17 protein-coding genes are annotated in these 16,310 nt (G+C 43.0%); 11 read left to right on the top strand and 6 right to left on the bottom strand.

Annotated features, from left to right (window positions below):
* Window positions 1-36: 36 nt before the first annotated feature.
* Window positions 37-417, bottom strand: a complete 381-nt coding sequence (locus ABHN01_RS00365) for a VOC family protein (protein ID WP_429873889.1) — start codon at window positions 415-417, stop codon at window positions 37-39.
* A 146-nt stretch (window positions 418-563) separates the two neighbouring features.
* On the opposite strand from ABHN01_RS00365, the gene ABHN01_RS00360 reads away from it, so the two are divergent.
* The 5 genes from ABHN01_RS00360 (at window position 564) to ABHN01_RS00340 (ending at window position 5,191) form a co-directional block, all read left to right on the top strand.
* Window positions 564-1,424, top strand: coding sequence for a LysR family transcriptional regulator (locus tag ABHN01_RS00360; protein WP_429873888.1), 861 nt, complete (start codon window positions 564-566; stop codon window positions 1,422-1,424).
* A gap of 79 nt (window positions 1,425-1,503) precedes the next feature.
* Window positions 1,504-2,220: a 2,3,4,5-tetrahydropyridine-2,6-dicarboxylate N-acetyltransferase gene (dapD, locus tag ABHN01_RS00355; RefSeq protein ID WP_429873887.1), complete on the top strand. Its 717-nt coding sequence runs from the start codon at window positions 1,504-1,506 to the stop codon at window positions 2,218-2,220.
* A gap of 25 nt (window positions 2,221-2,245) precedes the next feature.
* A complete protein-coding gene (locus ABHN01_RS00350) occupies window positions 2,246-3,376 on the top strand; it encodes an N-acetyldiaminopimelate deacetylase (protein ID WP_429873886.1) in 1,131 nt (376 codons plus the stop codon).
* A 106-nt stretch (window positions 3,377-3,482) separates the two neighbouring features.
* Window positions 3,483-3,728, top strand: a complete 246-nt coding sequence (locus ABHN01_RS00345; RefSeq protein ID WP_290399720.1) for a YkuS family protein — start codon at window positions 3,483-3,485, stop codon at window positions 3,726-3,728.
* 152 nt (window positions 3,729-3,880) lie between these two features.
* Window positions 3,881-5,191, top strand: coding sequence for a hemolysin family protein (locus tag ABHN01_RS00340; protein ID WP_429873885.1), 1,311 nt, complete (start codon window positions 3,881-3,883; stop codon window positions 5,189-5,191).
* Window positions 5,192-5,271: 80 nt separating this feature from the next.
* On the opposite strand, the gene ABHN01_RS00335 is transcribed toward ABHN01_RS00340, so the two are convergent.
* Window positions 5,272-5,481 carry a ChaB family protein gene (locus ABHN01_RS00335; protein WP_429873884.1) on the bottom strand — a complete coding sequence of 70 codons (210 nt, stop codon included), beginning with the start codon at window positions 5,479-5,481 and terminating at the stop codon, window positions 5,272-5,274.
* 63 nt (window positions 5,482-5,544) lie between these two features.
* Window positions 5,545-6,399: a mechanosensitive ion channel family protein gene (locus ABHN01_RS00330; protein WP_429873883.1), complete on the bottom strand. Its 855-nt coding sequence runs from the start codon at window positions 6,397-6,399 to the stop codon at window positions 5,545-5,547.
* Between the two features lie 245 nt (window positions 6,400-6,644).
* Here ABHN01_RS00330 and ABHN01_RS00325 point away from each other — a divergent pair, with 245 nt between their 5' ends.
* Window positions 6,645-7,193, top strand: coding sequence for a peroxiredoxin (locus tag ABHN01_RS00325; protein ID WP_290399716.1), 549 nt, complete (start codon window positions 6,645-6,647; stop codon window positions 7,191-7,193).
* Window positions 7,194-7,342: 149 nt separating this feature from the next.
* Entirely contained in the window at window positions 7,343-8,005 is a 663-nt protein-coding gene (locus ABHN01_RS00320) for a potassium channel family protein (protein WP_429873882.1), read from the top strand.
* A gap of 57 nt (window positions 8,006-8,062) precedes the next feature.
* On the opposite strand, the gene rnjA is transcribed toward ABHN01_RS00320, so the two are convergent.
* From rnjA to def, 3 genes are all read right to left on the bottom strand, one after another.
* Window positions 8,063-9,733 carry a ribonuclease J1 gene (gene rnjA / locus ABHN01_RS00315; protein WP_429873881.1) on the bottom strand — a complete coding sequence of 557 codons (1,671 nt, stop codon included), beginning with the start codon at window positions 9,731-9,733 and terminating at the stop codon, window positions 8,063-8,065.
* Window positions 9,734-9,736: 3 nt separating this feature from the next.
* The gene (locus tag ABHN01_RS00310; protein WP_290399713.1) at window positions 9,737-9,946 is read right to left on the bottom strand and encodes a DNA-dependent RNA polymerase subunit epsilon; all 210 of its coding nucleotides are present in this window, start codon (window positions 9,944-9,946) and stop codon (window positions 9,737-9,739) included.
* 360 nt (window positions 9,947-10,306) lie between these two features.
* Window positions 10,307-10,858 carry a peptide deformylase gene (def, locus tag ABHN01_RS00305; RefSeq protein ID WP_290399712.1) on the bottom strand — a complete coding sequence of 184 codons (552 nt, stop codon included), beginning with the start codon at window positions 10,856-10,858 and terminating at the stop codon, window positions 10,307-10,309.
* Between the two features lie 524 nt (window positions 10,859-11,382).
* Here def and pdhA point away from each other — a divergent pair.
* The 4 genes from pdhA to lpdA all read left to right on the top strand — a co-directional run bounded on the left by pdhA (window position 11,383) and on the right by lpdA (window position 16,257).
* On the top strand, window positions 11,383-12,462 hold the full coding sequence (pdhA, locus tag ABHN01_RS00300; protein WP_429873880.1) for a pyruvate dehydrogenase (acetyl-transferring) E1 component subunit alpha: 1,080 nt from the start codon (window positions 11,383-11,385) through the stop codon (window positions 12,460-12,462).
* 1 nt (window position 12,463) lies between these two features.
* Complete coding sequence (locus tag ABHN01_RS00295) at window positions 12,464-13,441, top strand: alpha-ketoacid dehydrogenase subunit beta (protein ID WP_429873879.1); 978 nt, start codon at window positions 12,464-12,466, stop codon at window positions 13,439-13,441.
* 96 nt (window positions 13,442-13,537) lie between these two features.
* Window positions 13,538-14,839 (top strand): dihydrolipoamide acetyltransferase family protein, encoded by a 1,302-nt coding sequence (locus ABHN01_RS00290; RefSeq protein ID WP_429873878.1) that lies wholly within the window; start codon window positions 13,538-13,540, stop codon window positions 14,837-14,839.
* A gap of 5 nt (window positions 14,840-14,844) precedes the next feature.
* Window positions 14,845-16,257, top strand: coding sequence for a dihydrolipoyl dehydrogenase (gene lpdA / locus ABHN01_RS00285; RefSeq protein ID WP_290399708.1), 1,413 nt, complete (start codon window positions 14,845-14,847; stop codon window positions 16,255-16,257).
* Window positions 16,258-16,310: the final 53 nt, after the last annotated feature.

Genomic DNA, 16,310 nt, shown 5'->3' with positions numbered 1-16,310 from the left:
ACTTATTTAGGTTAGCTCAGATAGATCCCTGGTTTTTTATTGAATTTTTGATAAGATTTCGAGGAGCTCAATGCGGTTCCCGAACGGATCACGGAAGGAAAACCGTGAAATTCCCGGGATTTCCTTTTCTTCATTTACTGTAATTCCGTTTGCTTGCAAATGCTGTTTAACACGCTCCAGCTGAGCCACCTCAAACGCGGGGTGGCTTTTTCTTTTATATGAATCCGAACGGTCCACGCCGATATGAAGTTCCTGGTTTCCTGTCTGATACCACAGCCCGCCGTTTTTCTTCAAAACCTCTGGTTTTTCTATTTCTGATAAACCGAGCACATGGGTATAAAAATCTCTTGCCGTATTCTCTTCCCCAGGAGGAATGCACACCTGAACATGATGAATCCCTTTTATCGTTAATTTCATAACATTGTATCCTTTCTGTTTAAGGAATGATTTACCATTATCATAAATATTTCGTCAAATAATTGAAAATAGAATATAATAGGATAGACTCATAAGTTTTTCTTATTGCTTTTTCGCGTGTTATTGGTTGTAAAGGAGGGGTTTGCATGCAGCTTTCCGAATTTAAAATTCTTCAAGTTCTTGCCCAGGAATTGAATATGAGAAAGGCATCTGAACGGTTGTATGTTTCACAGCCTGCTTTGAGCCAGCGTCTTCAAACGATTGAAAACAGCTGGGGAACAAAAATTTTTTTACGGTCACAAAAGGGTTTGGCATTTACTGCGGCTGGAGAGAAAATCATCGCACACGTGAATGATACGTTGAAGGAAGAAGAGCGGGTGAGAGAGGAACTCCAATCATTGACAAAAGAGGTCTTCGGTACGTTAAGGCTGGCCGTCGCATCTATCATTGGACAATACTGGCTTCCCAACGCTTTGAAGCAATATGTGAGCTTATATCCTCAAGTCAATATTTCGCTGATTACAGGCTGGAGCAGCGAAATTATCAAGCATCTGTATGAAGATCAAATTCACATTGGCATCGTACGGGGAAACCCCGAATGGCGGGGTGAGAAGATTCATCTGTTTTCAGACAGCCTTTATTTAACGGATACAGATATCTCCTCCATTGATGAGCTGCAGACCACGGACAAGCCTTTTATTCAATTCAAAAGCCATTCCACCTATTATCAGGATATCCAGGAGTGGTGGCAGGACCATTTCAGCATTCCGCCAAAGAAAACCATAATTGTGGATCAGATTGAAACATGCAAGCAGATGGCTCTTCACGGGATAGGGTATGCGATACTTCCTTCCATTTCTTTGCGTGAAGCGGACGAGTTCCATAAAGTTCCGCTCCATAACAAAAACGGAGAATCGATGAAGCGTGATACTTGGTTGATCTGTCATGGAGCCACACTCGAGCTCAAACAAGTCGAGGCTTTCATGAAATTGGTCAACAAAGCCTGACTCGAGCATTTTTGGTTTGAATGTTGTTTAATTTAATGGTTTAATACAAGACAGAACGTATTTAAGGAGGAGCAAACACATGAAAATGATGGATGCAAATGAAATTATTTCATTTATACAGAACAGCAAGAAATCTACACCGGTAAAAGTATATGTTAAAGGGAATCTGGAAGGGCTCCAATTTGGTGAGAACACGAAGTCTTTCATTAACGGAAGTACTGGCGTGCTTTTTGGTGAATGGAAAGAAATTGGAGAAGCTTTGAAAACGAATGAAAAGAACATCGAAGATTTTGTGGTGGAAAATGATCGCCGCAATTCAGCGATCCCGCTTTTAGATATGAAGCATGTGAACGCGCGCATCGAGCCGGGCGCAATTATTCGTGATCAAGTGGAAATCGGCAACAATGCGATAATCATGATGGGGGCTTCCATCAATATCGGTGCGGTGATTGGTGACGGCACCATGATCGACATGAACGTAGTCCTTGGCGGACGTGCAACAGTCGGCAAGAACTGCCATATTGGAGCAGGTTCAGTATTGGCCGGAGTCATTGAGCCGCCTTCTGCAAAACCTGTTGTCGTTGAGGATGATGTTGTTATTGGCGCGAATGCCGTTGTACTTGAAGGAGTGACCGTTGGTAAAGGAGCTGTTGTTGCAGCGGGTGCCATCGTGATTGAAGATGTGCCTCCTTATACTGTTGTTGCAGGGACACCAGCCCGTGTTATTAAAGAGATCGATGAAAAAACAAAATCAAAAACAGAAATCAAACAAGAACTTCGCCAGCTGAACGATTAAACCCTGCTGAACAGGAATGAAGAAGATGGATACAGAGCGTTTCATAAACATTAGAAGGCAGCTGCACCAGATTCCCGAACCCGGTTTCGAGGAATTTAAAACACAGCAGTTTATATTGGACTTTATTAGTGGCCTTCCGCAGGAAAGGCTGAACATCCAAACGTGGAAAACAGGTGTCCTCGTGAGAGTTGCCGGCCTTAATCCAAGGAAAACAATCGGTTACCGGACAGATATGGACGGCCTGCCGATTTTCGAGGAAACAAGCTGCGATTTCGCATCTGTTCACAATGGATACATGCACGCTTGTGGACATGATCTTCATATGTCCATCGCGATAGGGCTACTTGATTATTTCGTGAAGCATCCAGTGGATGATCATCTGCTGTTTATTTTTCAGCCAGCAGAAGAGGGGCCAGGCGGAGCGCTTCCTCTCATGCAGTGCAAAGAGTTTCAAACTGTCAAGCCGGATATGATGCTAGCTCTTCACATTGCTCCGGAATACCCTGTTGGAACGGTGGCGGTTAAAAAGGGCCTGCTTTTCGCAAACACATCTGAGTTATTTATTGATCTGAAAGGGAAAGGAGGACATGCTGCCTATCCACATCTTTCAAATGATATGGTTATTGCAGCAAGCCATCTAGTCACACAGCTTCAGTCTATCGTATCAAGGAACATTGATCCGCTGGATTCAGCCGTCCTTACCGTCGGGAAAATAACGGGCGGAACAAAGCAGAATATCATTGCTGAAACCGCCCGGCTGGAAGGAACGATCCGTACTCTTTCATCAGCGTCAATGGTTAAGGTAAAGTCACGGATCGAAGCGCTTGTCAAAGGGATCGAAGCTTCATTTGAATGCGAAGCAGCCATTGATTATGGTGCGAACTATTACCAAGTGTTTAACGATGAAGAATTGACCGATGAATTTATTTCTTTTTTGAAAACGGAAAAACCTGCTGAATTTTATCATTGCCGGGAAGCCATGACAGGAGAAGACTTTGGATATTTCTTAAAAGATATACCCGGGTTTATGTTCTGGCTCGGTGTGGATTGTGATTTCGGACTTCATCACTCACGTATTGAACCGAAAGAAGAGGCAATTCCAGTTGCTCTTCGTACGCTGTCAGCTTATATTGAATGGAAAGCAACGTCCCAATAATGTGAACTAACCAAAGCGGCCTTTGGCCGCTTTTTTAATTTGTGTAGATATGGGATAAATCAGTATTCCGTTGGAGAGATTAAAAAATGCTAAGGAGGTGGAAACGATGGCTAGAATTGGTGTGGAGGAATCCTTAACTAATGTTTCCGATGCTTTAAAAGCTAAAGGATATGACGTAGTTGCACTTCGCCAGGAAAATGATGCGAATGCATGTGATTGCTGCGTCATCTCAGGGCAGGATCAAAACGTTATGGGAATGCAGAATGCAGTGGTACAAGGTTCTGTTATAAATGCGGATGGTATGAGCGCAGATGATGTTTGCCAGGCGGTAGAAAGCAAACTTCAGCAATAAAACGCATGGGGAACAGCCATTGATAGATAGGCTGTTCCTTCGTTGTAAGTGCGTTTATCTGCGGGGTAGAGAGGGTAACCTTTATTATCCCTACTCTAATTCTTTTGGCAGGAGGTGAAGGTCCTTGATCAGTATTGGTTAAGGACTCTCATATGGCACTAATGAATATAGCACTGATTGTCGTCCTCATTCTAATCACCGCTTTTTTTGTAGCTTCTGAATTTGCCATCGTAAAAGTACGTGCGACCAGAATCGATTTTTTGGCAGAGCAGGGCAATAGAAACGCAAAAGCTGTCAAGAAAATTCTATCAAACATCGATGGTTATCTTTCCTCTACACAGCTTGGAATCACCATTACGTCGCTTGCTCTTGGGGGCCTTGGAGAACCGACTGTGGAAACGCTACTGAAGCCGCTTTTTCATCATGTGAATCTGCCGCCGCAAGTGTTGCATACCCTTTCCTTTATCATCGCTTTTACAGCCATTACGTATTTTGAGGTGGTGCTCGGGGAACTGGCACCGAAGTCATTTGCCATCAGGAAAGCTGAAGAAATCAGCTTAGCAGTAGCAAGGCCTTTAATTGCTTTCAGCTACATAATGTTTCCGTTTATTTTTGTGCTGAACCGGTCTGCAGCAGTACTGACAAGAATTTTGGGATTAAAGAGAACTGAAGAGCACGAAATGGCGCATAATGAAGAAGAGCTGCGCCATCTGCTCTCTGAAAGCTTTGAGGGCGGAGAGATCAATCAATCAGAATATCGTTATGTAAACAGGATCTTTGAGTTTGATGACCGGCTGGCAAAGGAGATCATGGTTCCAAGGACAGAAATCGTTTGCTTATACAAAGAAAACAGTTTTATTGAGAACCTGAATGTCATGAGAGAAGAAAAGTTCACAAGATACCCGGTGGCGGTGGATGACAAAGACCATATCATTGGCCTCGTCAACATTAAAGAATTTTTTAATGAACATGTAACAAATGAAGAAGAGGAATTAGAAAAATACATAAGACCGATCATTTCTGTCCATGAGTCGTTTCCCATTCAGCAGCTCCTTGTAAAGATGCAGAAGGAAAGAGTCCACATGGCTGTCTTGATGGACGAATACGGAGGTACGTCAGGAATCGTGACCGTCGAAGATATTATTGAAGAGATCGTCGGTGAAATTAGGGATGAATTTGACGAGGATGAAGAGCCCAGGATTAAAAAAGTCAATGAAAACACAACCATACTTGAGGGGAAAGTACTTATCTCTGAAGTAAATGAAATGTTCCATCTGGATCTGGATGATACGGATCTGGATACGATCGGGGGTTGGGTTTTAAGCCAGCCAGGTGGCGTTCAGCTGGATGAAGAGATTGAGCATGAAGGTTATTTATTTAAGGTGATTGAAACAGACGGCCATCAGATCAAAAAATTAAAAGTAGTGAAAATACCGGAGGAGCAAACACGAACAGAATCGTAACCCCGAGGCAGCTGCCTTTTTTCCATATATGTGGACAGCTCTCTGTTATGAATAAAAGCTGACTTTCCGCAAACAGCGGATCAGTCAGCTTTATCTTTTTTTACCCATTTATCGTTGCTGTTTTTTTCATATTTCTTTTTCACAGCACTCCAGGCTACTTTGAAGGCCGTTTCTTCTTCTTTATATTCTTCGGAAGCGGAATTGAAGGCCTCTTTAAAGATCTCCTGTGCGTGATGGGGCAGGTTGTCCCTTACTTGATCAGGCAGTTCTTTAATGGAATCGTATGGCATGGTATTACCTCCCTATGTGTCATTCTATTTATAGGGATACCCGATGAACGGACGGTTTAATCACTACGCCCCTGGCTCGGGGGAGCCTTCGTTGTTGCTGTCTTCAGGTGAGGGAAGAATGATTCCAGCCTGTTTAAAGCGTTCCTGCAGCCGTTCTTTAATCTTTTGTTCCATGCTCCATTGTTTGAGATTTTCGGTTCTGGCAAGAATGCGGAGCACCGTCAAGCCTGTATCAGCTTCGACTACAGGAAGGACGTTTGGTCCTTCAAGAATCGCAGGCTCTTCCTGCCGGAGCACTCGGCTCTCTTCTTTAATGATCTGCAAAGCTTCTTCTACCTGGGGAGTCGAAGGGATCTTAAAATCCACCAGCGCCCTCATGTTTCCTCTGGAGTGGTTGCTGACACTTGTGATCAAACGGTTTGGAATATAATGAAGCGTTCCATCAAATCCCCGAACTTTAGTGGTACGAAGCTCCACATCCTCCACAATTCCATTAAATGTTCCGGTGGTAATATAATCACCGACATCAATTTGTTTTTCGAGCAGAATGAAAAATCCGGTAACGACATCGTTCACAAGCCCCTGAGCTCCAAAACCGATGGCAAGGCCTACGATTCCGGCACCTGCAAGCAACCCGCGGATATCAATATTAAACAGACCGAAAACGGCTACAAAAGCCATGAAAATTACCGCATATGTATATACGCTGATCACTAGTGTTTCGAGCGTTTTCGCTCGAAAATTTGACATGCCTTTCCTGTTGGACATTCGTACAAAGGCGGTGCTGATGATTTTTTTGCCGATATTGCGTACAACGATATAAACAATAAAGATGGCTAATAGCTTTACTATTAAAAGTCCTGTCGTTACGGCGAGTGCACCCCAGTCGATTTCTGTAAATTTTTTGTAATCGGGCATTAAAACATGGTCCTCCTTTAAGTCTTGTATCCTATTTTATTATGGATTACAGTATAACCGACTAAACGGTGTAATCCAATTATTTCACTTCTTTTGATTAACTTGTTATGATATGGGGGAAAGTAAATGTTGAATTGTGAATAAAACTCCTTATTTAAATTAATTATCATTTAATATTGACTAAAAAGTGAGGTTGTTTTATAATAGCAACGAAGCAATAACACAATTAGTTGGAGGGATTAAGTATGGCAGAACGCATGGTAGCAAAACAAGCTCCACGATTTGAAATGGATGCGGTATTACCTAACAAGGAATTCGGGAAAGTAAGTCTTGAAGAAAACATGAAAAATGACAAATGGACTGTGCTTTTCTTCTACCCAATGGACTTCACATTCGTATGTCCTACTGAAATTACATCTTTAAGCGATCGTTTTGATGAGTTTGAAGATTTAGATGCAGAAGTGATCGGTGTTTCAACTGATACGATCCACACACATAAAGCATGGATCAACACTCCACGCGACTCAAATGGTCTAGGTGAACTGAAGTATGCATTGGCTGCAGACACTAACCACGTGGTAGCACGTGACTATGGTGTTCTCATCGAAGAAGAAGGTGTTGCATTGCGCGGTCTTTTCATTATTTCTCCTGAAGGTGAATTAATGTATGCTGTTGTAAACCACAACAACATCGGACGCGATGTTGATGAGACATTGCGTGTTCTTCAAGCATTGCAGACTGGCGGACTTTGCCCTGCAAACTGGAAGCCGGGACAAGAAACACTTAACGTTTAATAATCAAAATGAGGACGGCCAAGATCACCTTGGCCGTCCTTTTATTTTCTCAATTATTACCTCTTTGTTGAGAGAGGCTTGGTTTTCTTTTTCCAATTCAGAAATCTATGCTAATATAATAGGCATTACATATATAGTTGGGGGAATTGATGGTGAAACGCCAATATGCAGTAATCGGCCTTGGCCGATTTGGAGGAAGCATCTGCCGAGCGTTAAGCGAGCAGGGGATGGAAGTGCTCGGCATTGATATGGATGAAGAGCGAGTGAATGAATACTCATCCATTGCCACTCAGGCTGTCATTGCGGATTCAACAGATGAGGGGGTACTTAAAAGCCTGGGTATTCGTAACTTTGAACATGTCATCGTCGCCATTGGAGAAAACCTGCAAGCCAGCATTCTGACAACCTTAATTTTAAAAGACATGGGTATATCCAAAATCACTGTGAAAGCACAGAATGATTACCATGAACGTGTACTGGTGAAGATTGGAGCAGACCGAATCATTCATCCCGAACGGGACATGGGAGTCAGGATTGCTCACCAGGTCGTTTCAAAAAACGTACTGGATTACTTGGAGTTGTCTGATGAATACAGCATTGCAGAGATGGCAGCAGGTGACAAGATGAGTGGAAAGTCTCTTCAGGAAATGAACATCCGGGCGAAATACGGCTGTAACGTGGTGGCGATAAAACGTAGCAATGAAGTTTTTGTTTCTCCTCATGCGGATCAGGAAGTGGAGAAAGGAGATATATTGATCGTTATTGGCGGCGAGAAGGATATCAGCAGGCTAGAGAAGGATCTAATGGTATAAGGGATAAAGCATACATAAAAAAGCATGAAAGATTATCCTTTCATGCTTTTTCTTATTCTAGATTTCCATGATAATTGGTAGAATCATCGGACGTCTTTTTGTTTTTTCATAAAGGAAAGGAGATAGAACATCGGTGATCTCGTTCTTGATTTCAGACCACTGTTTGGTTCGCTTTTCTTCCATTAGACCGTTCAAGTGCTGGCTGAGAAGGTGTTGTGCGTCATTGATTAAGTCTCCTGACTCCCTCATATAGACAAAACCGCGAGAGATAATGTCAGGGCCGGCTTCGATTTTGAATTCTTTCATGTTGAGGCTGACGACTACAACAACGAGTCCTTCCTCAGACAGGATCTTTCTGTCCCTGAGAACAATATTTCCGATATCACCGATTCCGCTTCCGTCAACATAGACAGAACCTGAAGGGATCTTGCCTGCAACTGATGCCTCGTTGCTTGACAAGGCAAGTACTTCGCCGTTGTCCATCGTAAAACAATTCTCAGGCAGAACATCGCAGGAAGTAGCGAGATTGATGTGCATCTTCAACATCCTGTATTCCCCGTGAATAGGGAGGAAGTATTTTGGTTTCATCAACCTCAGCATAAGTTTTTGTTCCTGCTGACCGCCGTGCCCTGATGTATGGATATCATTCAAAGAACCATGAATGACTTCTGCTCCTGCACGGAATAGCTGGTTGATGGTTTTATTGACGCTCAATGCATTTCCCGGGATGGGAGATGATGAGAAGACCACTGTATCGCCAGGAATGATCTGGATCTGGCGGTGAGTACCGTTTGCAATCCTTGACAATGCAGCCATAGGCTCGCCCTGGCTGCCTGTGCACAGGATGGTTACCTGATTATCAGGAAGTCTGTTAATTTGTGAAGACTCGATAAAGGTGCCTTTCGGTGCCTTTATAAAACCAAGTTCTTGTCCAATCGTTATCGCAGAGTCCATGCTTCTTCCGAAAACAGCGATCTTTCGGTTATTTTGAACAGAAGCTTCTACTACCTGCTGCAGGCGATAGATGTTCGAAGCAAATGTAGCGAAAATCACCCGGCCGTTCACCTTGCGGAATATATCATTGATGCTGTCTCCGACCCGGCGTTCAGAAAGGGTAAACCCTGGAACTTCGGCATTCGTACTGTCGGATAGAAGACACAGAACACCTTCCTTTCCGATTTCGGCCATCTTCGTTAAATCGGCAGGCTCTCCTACCGGAGTAAAATCAAATTTGAAATCTCCAGTATGTACGATATTGCCAGGCGGTGTCTTGACGACAATTCCGAAAGATTCCGGAATACTGTGGGTTGTTCGGAAGAAAGATACAGATGTTTTTCTGAATTTGATCACTTGGTCTTCAGTAATCTCGTGCAGTTTTGCTGTGCGCAATAGACCGTGTTCTTCTAATTTGTTTTTGATCAGGGCGATGGCAAGCTTTCCGCCGTAGATCGGAACGTTTACTTGTCTGAGCAAGTACGGAATGCCGCCGATATGGTCTTCATGTCCATGGGTAATGAACAAACCTTTGATTTTATCTTCATTCTTGATCAAATAAGTATAGTCTGGAATGACATAGTCAATTCCGAGCAGTTCGTCCTCAGGAAATTTAATACCGGCATCGATCAGGATAATTTCATCCTGGAATTGGACTCCGTATGTGTTCTTTCCGATTTCTCCCAAACCGCCCAGAGCAAACACTGCAGTTTGATGGTTTTTTACAAATTTCATATACTATCTTTTCTCCACTTCAAAAGAGTTTGACTGCTTCTCATACTCTAGAAATTTTCCTGTGATTTCTTGAACAAACTCAATATTGTAATTGGTGTCAGACAATTTTTTTCTGACTTCCTCGACTGAATTTGCTTCCAAATAAATCGATTGAGTGTTTTCGCGGATTGGTACTTCGTTTTTGTTTTCCTGAAAATAAACTTTAAAAATCATGTTTTCGTCTCCTTACCGTGCTAGTATTATCAATATCTTCGTTTTATTATAAATGAAATAGGTATGATTTTCATGTTTTTTTCATCTTATCATGATTAGTCAGACAATGCTAAGCCGGTAAAAGCCTTTTTATTGCAAGCAAAAAGGTTTTTTTGCTCTTTTTAAATACGGATATTCATTGATTAGTTTTTTTAGCTTGTTCATAAATCTTCGTTTTCGTTTCATCTTAGCCCGACCATCCTTTAGTTCGTAGTTTTGTAATAGTATGCCGCTGGCCGGTTTTCTCTTGCGAGGTAAATAGTGGAATGAAACAAAGAAAGAGCTCCAGCATCATTGGCTGGAGCTCTCTTGAATTTGTTTCTATCTGTTGAGTATAACGGCAGTTGGAGGAGAGAACGGATTCTCCTTGTTGATTCGGTCATAGAACATAATGCCGTCTAAGTGATCAATCTCATGCTGAAAGACAATAGCAGGCATTCCTTTTAACTTCAATTCGATCTGTTCACCATCTATGGTTGTTCCTTTTACTGTCGTTTTGGCATAGCGCGGAACAAGGCCAGGAACGTCTCTGTCCACAGATAAGCAGCCCTCACCGCCTTCGAGGTATGTTACCTTAACCGAGTGGCTGACGATTTTTGGGTTGAAAAGGGCGTAGCTGAATAGCTCACCTTGTTCGTCAGTTGTATGAACCGCAATGATTCGTTTAGAGATCCCGATTTGTGGACATGCGAGGCCGATGCCTGGGCGGAGTTTATATTTTTGGGCAATTTCAGGATCTTGACTGTTCTTTAGAAATTCGAGCATCTTTTTCGCTGTTTCAATATCCTCTTGCTGAGGAGGAAGTTCAACGTCTTGTGCCTTTTCGCGAAGAATAGGATGGCCTTCCCGGACAATGTCCTTCATAGTTAGCATATGGTTTCCCCCAATTTTCAAAGTATCTTCTTTATTCATATGATAAGGGCTTTTCCTGTATTCTACCATAAAAAAGAGGCGTTCAATCGCGGACTTAACGCTGTTTTTATAAAAAACACTGTTTTGATACAGTTGCAACGGAGTAGTAATACAGTGGGGAATCGGCTGTAAGGGGAGTGTCTTCCCTGTAACTGAAATCATGAAAAATATATTGGTAGTAATCAATTGACGGTGTTTAAACGCTGGTGTAAACTAATTCTTGTGATCAAGAAAATTGTATTACTCTATTTTCAATAATATAGTAATACAGTTTGTGAAAGCCCTTATAAAAAGGCGTGGTGCACAAGTTCATGTTTACCCCGTTCCAGATAGGGAAACAGCAATAATGATTTGTGGCACCGGAACCCTAAAGGCTTTTTATAAAACTTTGTCATGTATACGGAAAATATTGGGCAATCTAATAGAAGCGCCGACTACATACATGGCGGATAACATTGGTGTAAGGAAGGAAGAGGTGAAGGTTAATGAGTTTGATTGAACAGGTTGAAAAACAATTTGAAACCTTTCAGATCTTATCAGAAGACGGGAAAGTAGTTAATAAATCTGCTATGCCTAAACTTTCAGATGAAGAGTTACAGGAATTAATGACACGTATGGTTTATACGCGTATCTGGGACCAACGAGCGATTTCTCTGAACCGTCAAGGGCGTTTAGGATTCTATGCGCCGGTTGCGGGGCAAGAGGCTTCAATGCTAGGTTCTCAATTTGCGCTGGATAAAGAGGACTGGATTCTTCCAGGATATCGTGATATTCCTCAAATCGTATTCCACGGATTGCCGCTGTACCAAGCATTCCTATACTCCCGCGGACATTTCCAAGGCGGACAGATTCCTGAAGGAGTAAATGTTCTTATGCCTCAGATCATCATTGGCGCACAGATCGTTCAGGCTGCAGGTGTTGGGGTAGGATTGAAGAAAAAAGGCAAGAAGAATGTTGCGATCACTTATACAGGTGACGGCGGTGCTTCACAAGGTGATTTCTATGAAGGTCTTAACTTTGCCGGAGCGTACAATGCACAAACTATCTTTGTCGTACAAAACAACCGTTTCGCGATCTCAGTTCCTGTAGAAAAGCAATCTGCTGCTAAAACGATTGCTCAAAAAGCAGTTGCAGCTGGTATCGAAGGCATCCAAGTTGATGGAATGGACGTATTAGCGGTTTATTCTGCAGTTAAACAAGCCCGTGAGCGTGCGTTGAACGGTGAGGGGCCGACTCTGATCGAAACTTTAACTTACCGCTATGGTCCACATACAATGGCTGGTGATGATCCTACACGTTATCGTACGGAAGATCTTGATAACGAATGGACGAAGAAAGATCCGCTTGTGCGTTTCCGCAAGTTCTTAGAAGATAAAGGCCTCTGGTCTGAAGAGCAGGAAAACAAAGTTATGGATCAAGCGAAAGAAGACATTAAAGCTGCTATCAAAAAAGCGGATGCTGCACCGAAACAAAAGGTTACAGATCTTATCGGATTCATGTTTGAAGAGCTTCCGCACAATCTGAAAGAGCAACTTGAAGAATACAAAGCAAAGGAGTCGAAATAATATGGCTCAAATGACCATGATTCAAGCAATTACAGATGCGATGCGCACTGAATTGAAAAATAATGAAAATGTCGTTGTGTTCGGTGAAGACGTTGGTCAAAACGGCGGGGTGTTCCGTGCAACCGAAGGTCTTCAATCTGAGTTCGGTGAAGACCGAGTATTTGATACTCCGCTTGCTGAGTCCGGTATCGGCGGTCTTGCTATCGGTTTAGGACTTACTGGATTCCGCCCGGTAATGGAAATTCAGTTCTTTGGATTTATCTTTGAGGTAATGGACTCTGTTGTCGCTCAGGCTGCACGTATGCGTTATCGGTCTGGTGGAGTATACAGCTCTCCAATTACAATCCGTTCTCCATTTGGGGGAGGAGTTAAAACCCCTGAACTGCATGCAGACAACCTTGAAGGGCTTGTTGCTCAAGCACCTGGAATAAAAGTTGTTATTCCTTCAACCCCTTATGATGCAAAAGGGCTTTTAATTTCTGCGATCCGTGATAACGACCCAGTTGTCTACTTGGAACATATGAAACTATATCGTTCTTTCCGCGGCGAAGTGCCAGAAGAAGAATATACAATTGAAATCGGTAAAGCGGACGTGAAACGTGAAGGAAAAGATGTTTCCATCATTACTTACGGAGCGATGGTTCACTCTTCCCTTAAAGCAGCAGAAGAACTTGAAAAAGAAGGGATCTCTGCTGAGGTTGTCGACCTTCGTACAGTGAGCCCGCTTGATATCGATACGATCATTGCATCTGTTGAGAAAACGGGACGTGCGATCGTGGTACAAGAAGCTCAAAAGCAAGCAGGTGTTGGTGCCAACGTTGTTGCTGAAATCAACGACCGTGCGATCCTAAGCCTGGAAGCACCAGTGCTTCGTGTCACTGCTCCGGATACGGTATTCCCGTTTGCAGCTGCTGAAGATGTTTGGCTTCCTGATTATAAAGATATTGTTGAGAAGGCAAAGACAGTTTATAACTTCTAATGCTGAACAACAGGACTGAAAAAGAAATCTTGCCGATTTCTTTTTCAGCATTTTATCCCTTGAAATATGATTAATTTTTACTAGGAGGCGTTGTTAGTGGCATTTGAATTTAAGCTTCCCGATATCGGTGAAGGTATCCACGAAGGCGAAATTGTAAAATGGTTTGTTAAAGCGGGAGATGAAGTAAAAGAAGACGATATCCTGCTGGAAGTGCAGAATGATAAAGCAGTAGTAGAAATTCCGTCACCGGTTGACGGTAAAATTCTGGAAGTAAAAGTTGAAGAGGGAACAGTTTCTGTTGTTGGAGATGTTCTCGTTACGATTGAATCTGAAAGTGAGCCGCCACCATCTGCACATGGTGATGACACTCCTGAACAGCCAAAAGCTGAAGAAGAGAAGAAACCAGCTGCAGAAGAAGCTCCTAAACAAGAGGCACCAAAAAATGAGGCAGCTTCGGACGAGCCAGTTGATGAAAGCAAGCGAGTGATCGCCATGCCTTCCGTACGCAAATATGCTCGTGAAAAAGGTGTTGAAATCCGTAAGGTTTCAGGATCAGGTAACAACGGACGCGTAATGAAGGAAGATATCGACAAGTACTTAAGCGGTGATGCGGGAACTCAAGCTCAGGATGCTACTAAAGAAACAGCTGCTCAAGCACCTGCAGCAAAAGAAGCTCCTAAAGCTATTCCTGCAGGCCAAAATGAGACCCGTGAAAAGCTTAAAGGTGTCCGCAAAGTCATTGCTAAAGCAATGGTTAATTCCAAGCATACTGCTCCGCACGTCACCTTGATGGATGAAATCGATGTGACTGAGCTTGTTGCACACCGCAAGAAATTCAAGCAAGCTGCAGCTGATAAAGGAATCAAGCTTACTTACCTTCCATATGTAGTGAAAGCCTTGGTTTCTGCTGCGCGTGAATTCCCTGCAATCAATGCGTCCATCGATGATGCGAACGAAGAAATCGTTTGGAAAAACTATTACAATATCGGAATTGCTGCGGATACAGATAACGGGCTTATGGTTCCTGTTGTTAAAGATGCTGACCGCAAATCCATCTTCAAAATTTCTGCTGAAATCAACGAACTGGCTGTCAAAGCCCGTGACGGAAAGCTTTCTGCAGATGAAATGAAGGGCGGTTCTGTAACCATCTCCAACATCGGTTCTGCTGGGGGACAATGGTTTACTCCGGTCATCAACCACCCTGAAGTTGCCATTCTTGGAATTGGCCGTATTGCAGAAAAAGCAGTGGTGAAAAACGGAGAAGTTGTCGTAGCACCAGTTCTTGCGTTATCATTAAGCTTTGACCACCGTTTAATTGATGGTGTAACTGCTCAAAACGCAATGAATCATATTAAACGTTTGTTGAATGATCCACAACTTTTAGTAATGGAGGCGTAGAGAAAATGGTTGTAGGTGATTTTCCGATTGAATTAGACACACTTGTTATAGGATCTGGCCCAGGGGGATATGTGGCAGCCATCCGTGCAGCTCAGCTTGGCCAAAAGGTAGCTGTAGCAGAAAGAGGCGAAATGGGCGGTGTTTGCTTAAACGTAGGATGTATTCCTTCTAAAGCATTGATCAATGCCGGCCATCGTGTTGAACACGCGAAGCATTCTGATGACATGGGGATTAAAGCAGACAACGTTACTGTAGATTTTTCTAAGGTTCAGGAATGGAAATCTGGTATCGTCAAGAAATTGACTACTGGTGTTCAAGGATTGCTTAAAGGCAATAAAGCTGAAATCATTCGTGGTGAAGCTTATTTTGTCAACGAAAACACCGTTCGTATCATGGATGAGAAATCATCTCAAACCTACACGTTCAAAAACTGTATCATTGCAACTGGTTCCCGTCCGATTGAAATTCCCGGATTCAAATGGAGTGACCGTGTGATTTCTTCAACTGGTGCTCTTGCTCTGCAAGAAGTACCGAAGAAAATGGTGGTTATCGGCGGAGGCTACATCGGTATGGAGCTTGGAACAGCTTTTGCTAACTTTGGTACAGAGATTACTGTGCTTGAAGGAAGCAAACAGATTCTTCCAGGGTTCGAAAAGCAGATGAGCCAAGTCGTTTCAAAACGCTTGAAGAAAAAAGGCAATGTAGAAATCTTTACAGAAGCTCTTGCTAAAGGCGTTGAAGAAACGAAAGACGGAGTTACTGTTACAGCTGAAATTAAAGGTGAAACAAAAACATTTGAAGCGGATTATGTATTGGTAACGGTTGGACGCCGTCCAAACACAGAGGAACTTGGTCTTGAGCAAGTTGGAATCGAAATGACTGAACGCGGATTGATTAAGATCGATAAGCAAGCTCAAACCAGTGTAAAAGGCATTTATGCGATTGGTGATATCGTAGAAGGGCCAGCTCTTGCCCATAAAGCATCATACGAAGGAAAAATTGCTGCTGAAGCGATCAGCGGACATCCTTCTGAAATTGACTATCTTGCTATTCCAGCGGTTGTATTTACCGATCCTGAACTAGCAACTGTCGGTTATGATGAGAAGAGTGCAAAAGAAGCTGGATTTGACGTGAAAGCGTCCAAGTTCCCATTCGCGGCTAACGGCCGTGCTCTATCCATGAATGAAACCGACGGATTCATGAAGCTAATTACGAGAAAAGAAGACGGATTGCTTCTTGGAGCGCAAATTGCAGGCGGTAATGCATCAGATATGATCGCTGAGCTTGGATTGGCCATCGAAGCTGGAATGACAGCAGAAGATATTGCTATGACTATCCATGCCCATCCAACTTTCGGAGAAATCTCCATGGAGGCTGCTGAGGTAGCTCTTGGATCTCCAATCCACATCGTTAAGTAATCGTATATGAAAAGCCTTCCCGATATACAGGGAAGGCTTTTTTAGTATTGACC

It is taken from the genome of Fictibacillus sp. NRS-1165, assembly GCF_050468105.1.
GTDB lineage: Bacteria > Bacillota > Bacilli > Bacillales > Fictibacillaceae > Fictibacillus_C > Fictibacillus_C terrinigri.
The sequence above is the reverse complement of the archived record's forward strand: the minus strand, read 5'-3'. Positions and strand labels throughout refer to the sequence as shown.

Coding starts and splice junctions, on each gene's coding strand:
- ABHN01_RS00365 (WP_429873889.1), bottom strand. CDS start 417: ATGAAATTAACGATAAAAGGGATTCATCATGTTCAGGTGTGCATTCCT.
- ABHN01_RS00360 (WP_429873888.1), top strand. CDS start 564: ATGCAGCTTTCCGAATTTAAAATTCTTCAAGTTCTTGCCCAGGAATTG.
- dapD (WP_429873887.1), top strand. CDS start 1,504: ATGAAAATGATGGATGCAAATGAAATTATTTCATTTATACAGAACAGC.
- ABHN01_RS00350 (WP_429873886.1), top strand. CDS start 2,246: ATGGATACAGAGCGTTTCATAAACATTAGAAGGCAGCTGCACCAGATT.
- ABHN01_RS00345 (WP_290399720.1), top strand. CDS start 3,483: ATGGCTAGAATTGGTGTGGAGGAATCCTTAACTAATGTTTCCGATGCT.
- ABHN01_RS00340 (WP_429873885.1), top strand. CDS start 3,881: ATGGCACTAATGAATATAGCACTGATTGTCGTCCTCATTCTAATCACC.
- ABHN01_RS00335 (WP_429873884.1), bottom strand. CDS start 5,481: ATGCCATACGATTCCATTAAAGAACTGCCTGATCAAGTAAGGGACAAC.
- ABHN01_RS00330 (WP_429873883.1), bottom strand. CDS start 6,399: ATGCCCGATTACAAAAAATTTACAGAAATCGACTGGGGTGCACTCGCC.
- ABHN01_RS00325 (WP_290399716.1), top strand. CDS start 6,645: ATGGCAGAACGCATGGTAGCAAAACAAGCTCCACGATTTGAAATGGAT.
- ABHN01_RS00320 (WP_429873882.1), top strand. CDS start 7,343: ATGGTGAAACGCCAATATGCAGTAATCGGCCTTGGCCGATTTGGAGGA.
- rnjA (WP_429873881.1), bottom strand. CDS start 9,733: ATGAAATTTGTAAAAAACCATCAAACTGCAGTGTTTGCTCTGGGCGGT.
- ABHN01_RS00310 (WP_290399713.1), bottom strand. CDS start 9,946: ATGATTTTTAAAGTTTATTTTCAGGAAAACAAAAACGAAGTACCAATC.
- def (WP_290399712.1), bottom strand. CDS start 10,858: ATGCTAACTATGAAGGACATTGTCCGGGAAGGCCATCCTATTCTTCGC.
- pdhA (WP_429873880.1), top strand. CDS start 11,383: ATGAGTTTGATTGAACAGGTTGAAAAACAATTTGAAACCTTTCAGATC.
- ABHN01_RS00295 (WP_429873879.1), top strand. CDS start 12,464: ATGGCTCAAATGACCATGATTCAAGCAATTACAGATGCGATGCGCACT.
- lpdA (WP_290399708.1), top strand. CDS start 14,845: ATGGTTGTAGGTGATTTTCCGATTGAATTAGACACACTTGTTATAGGA.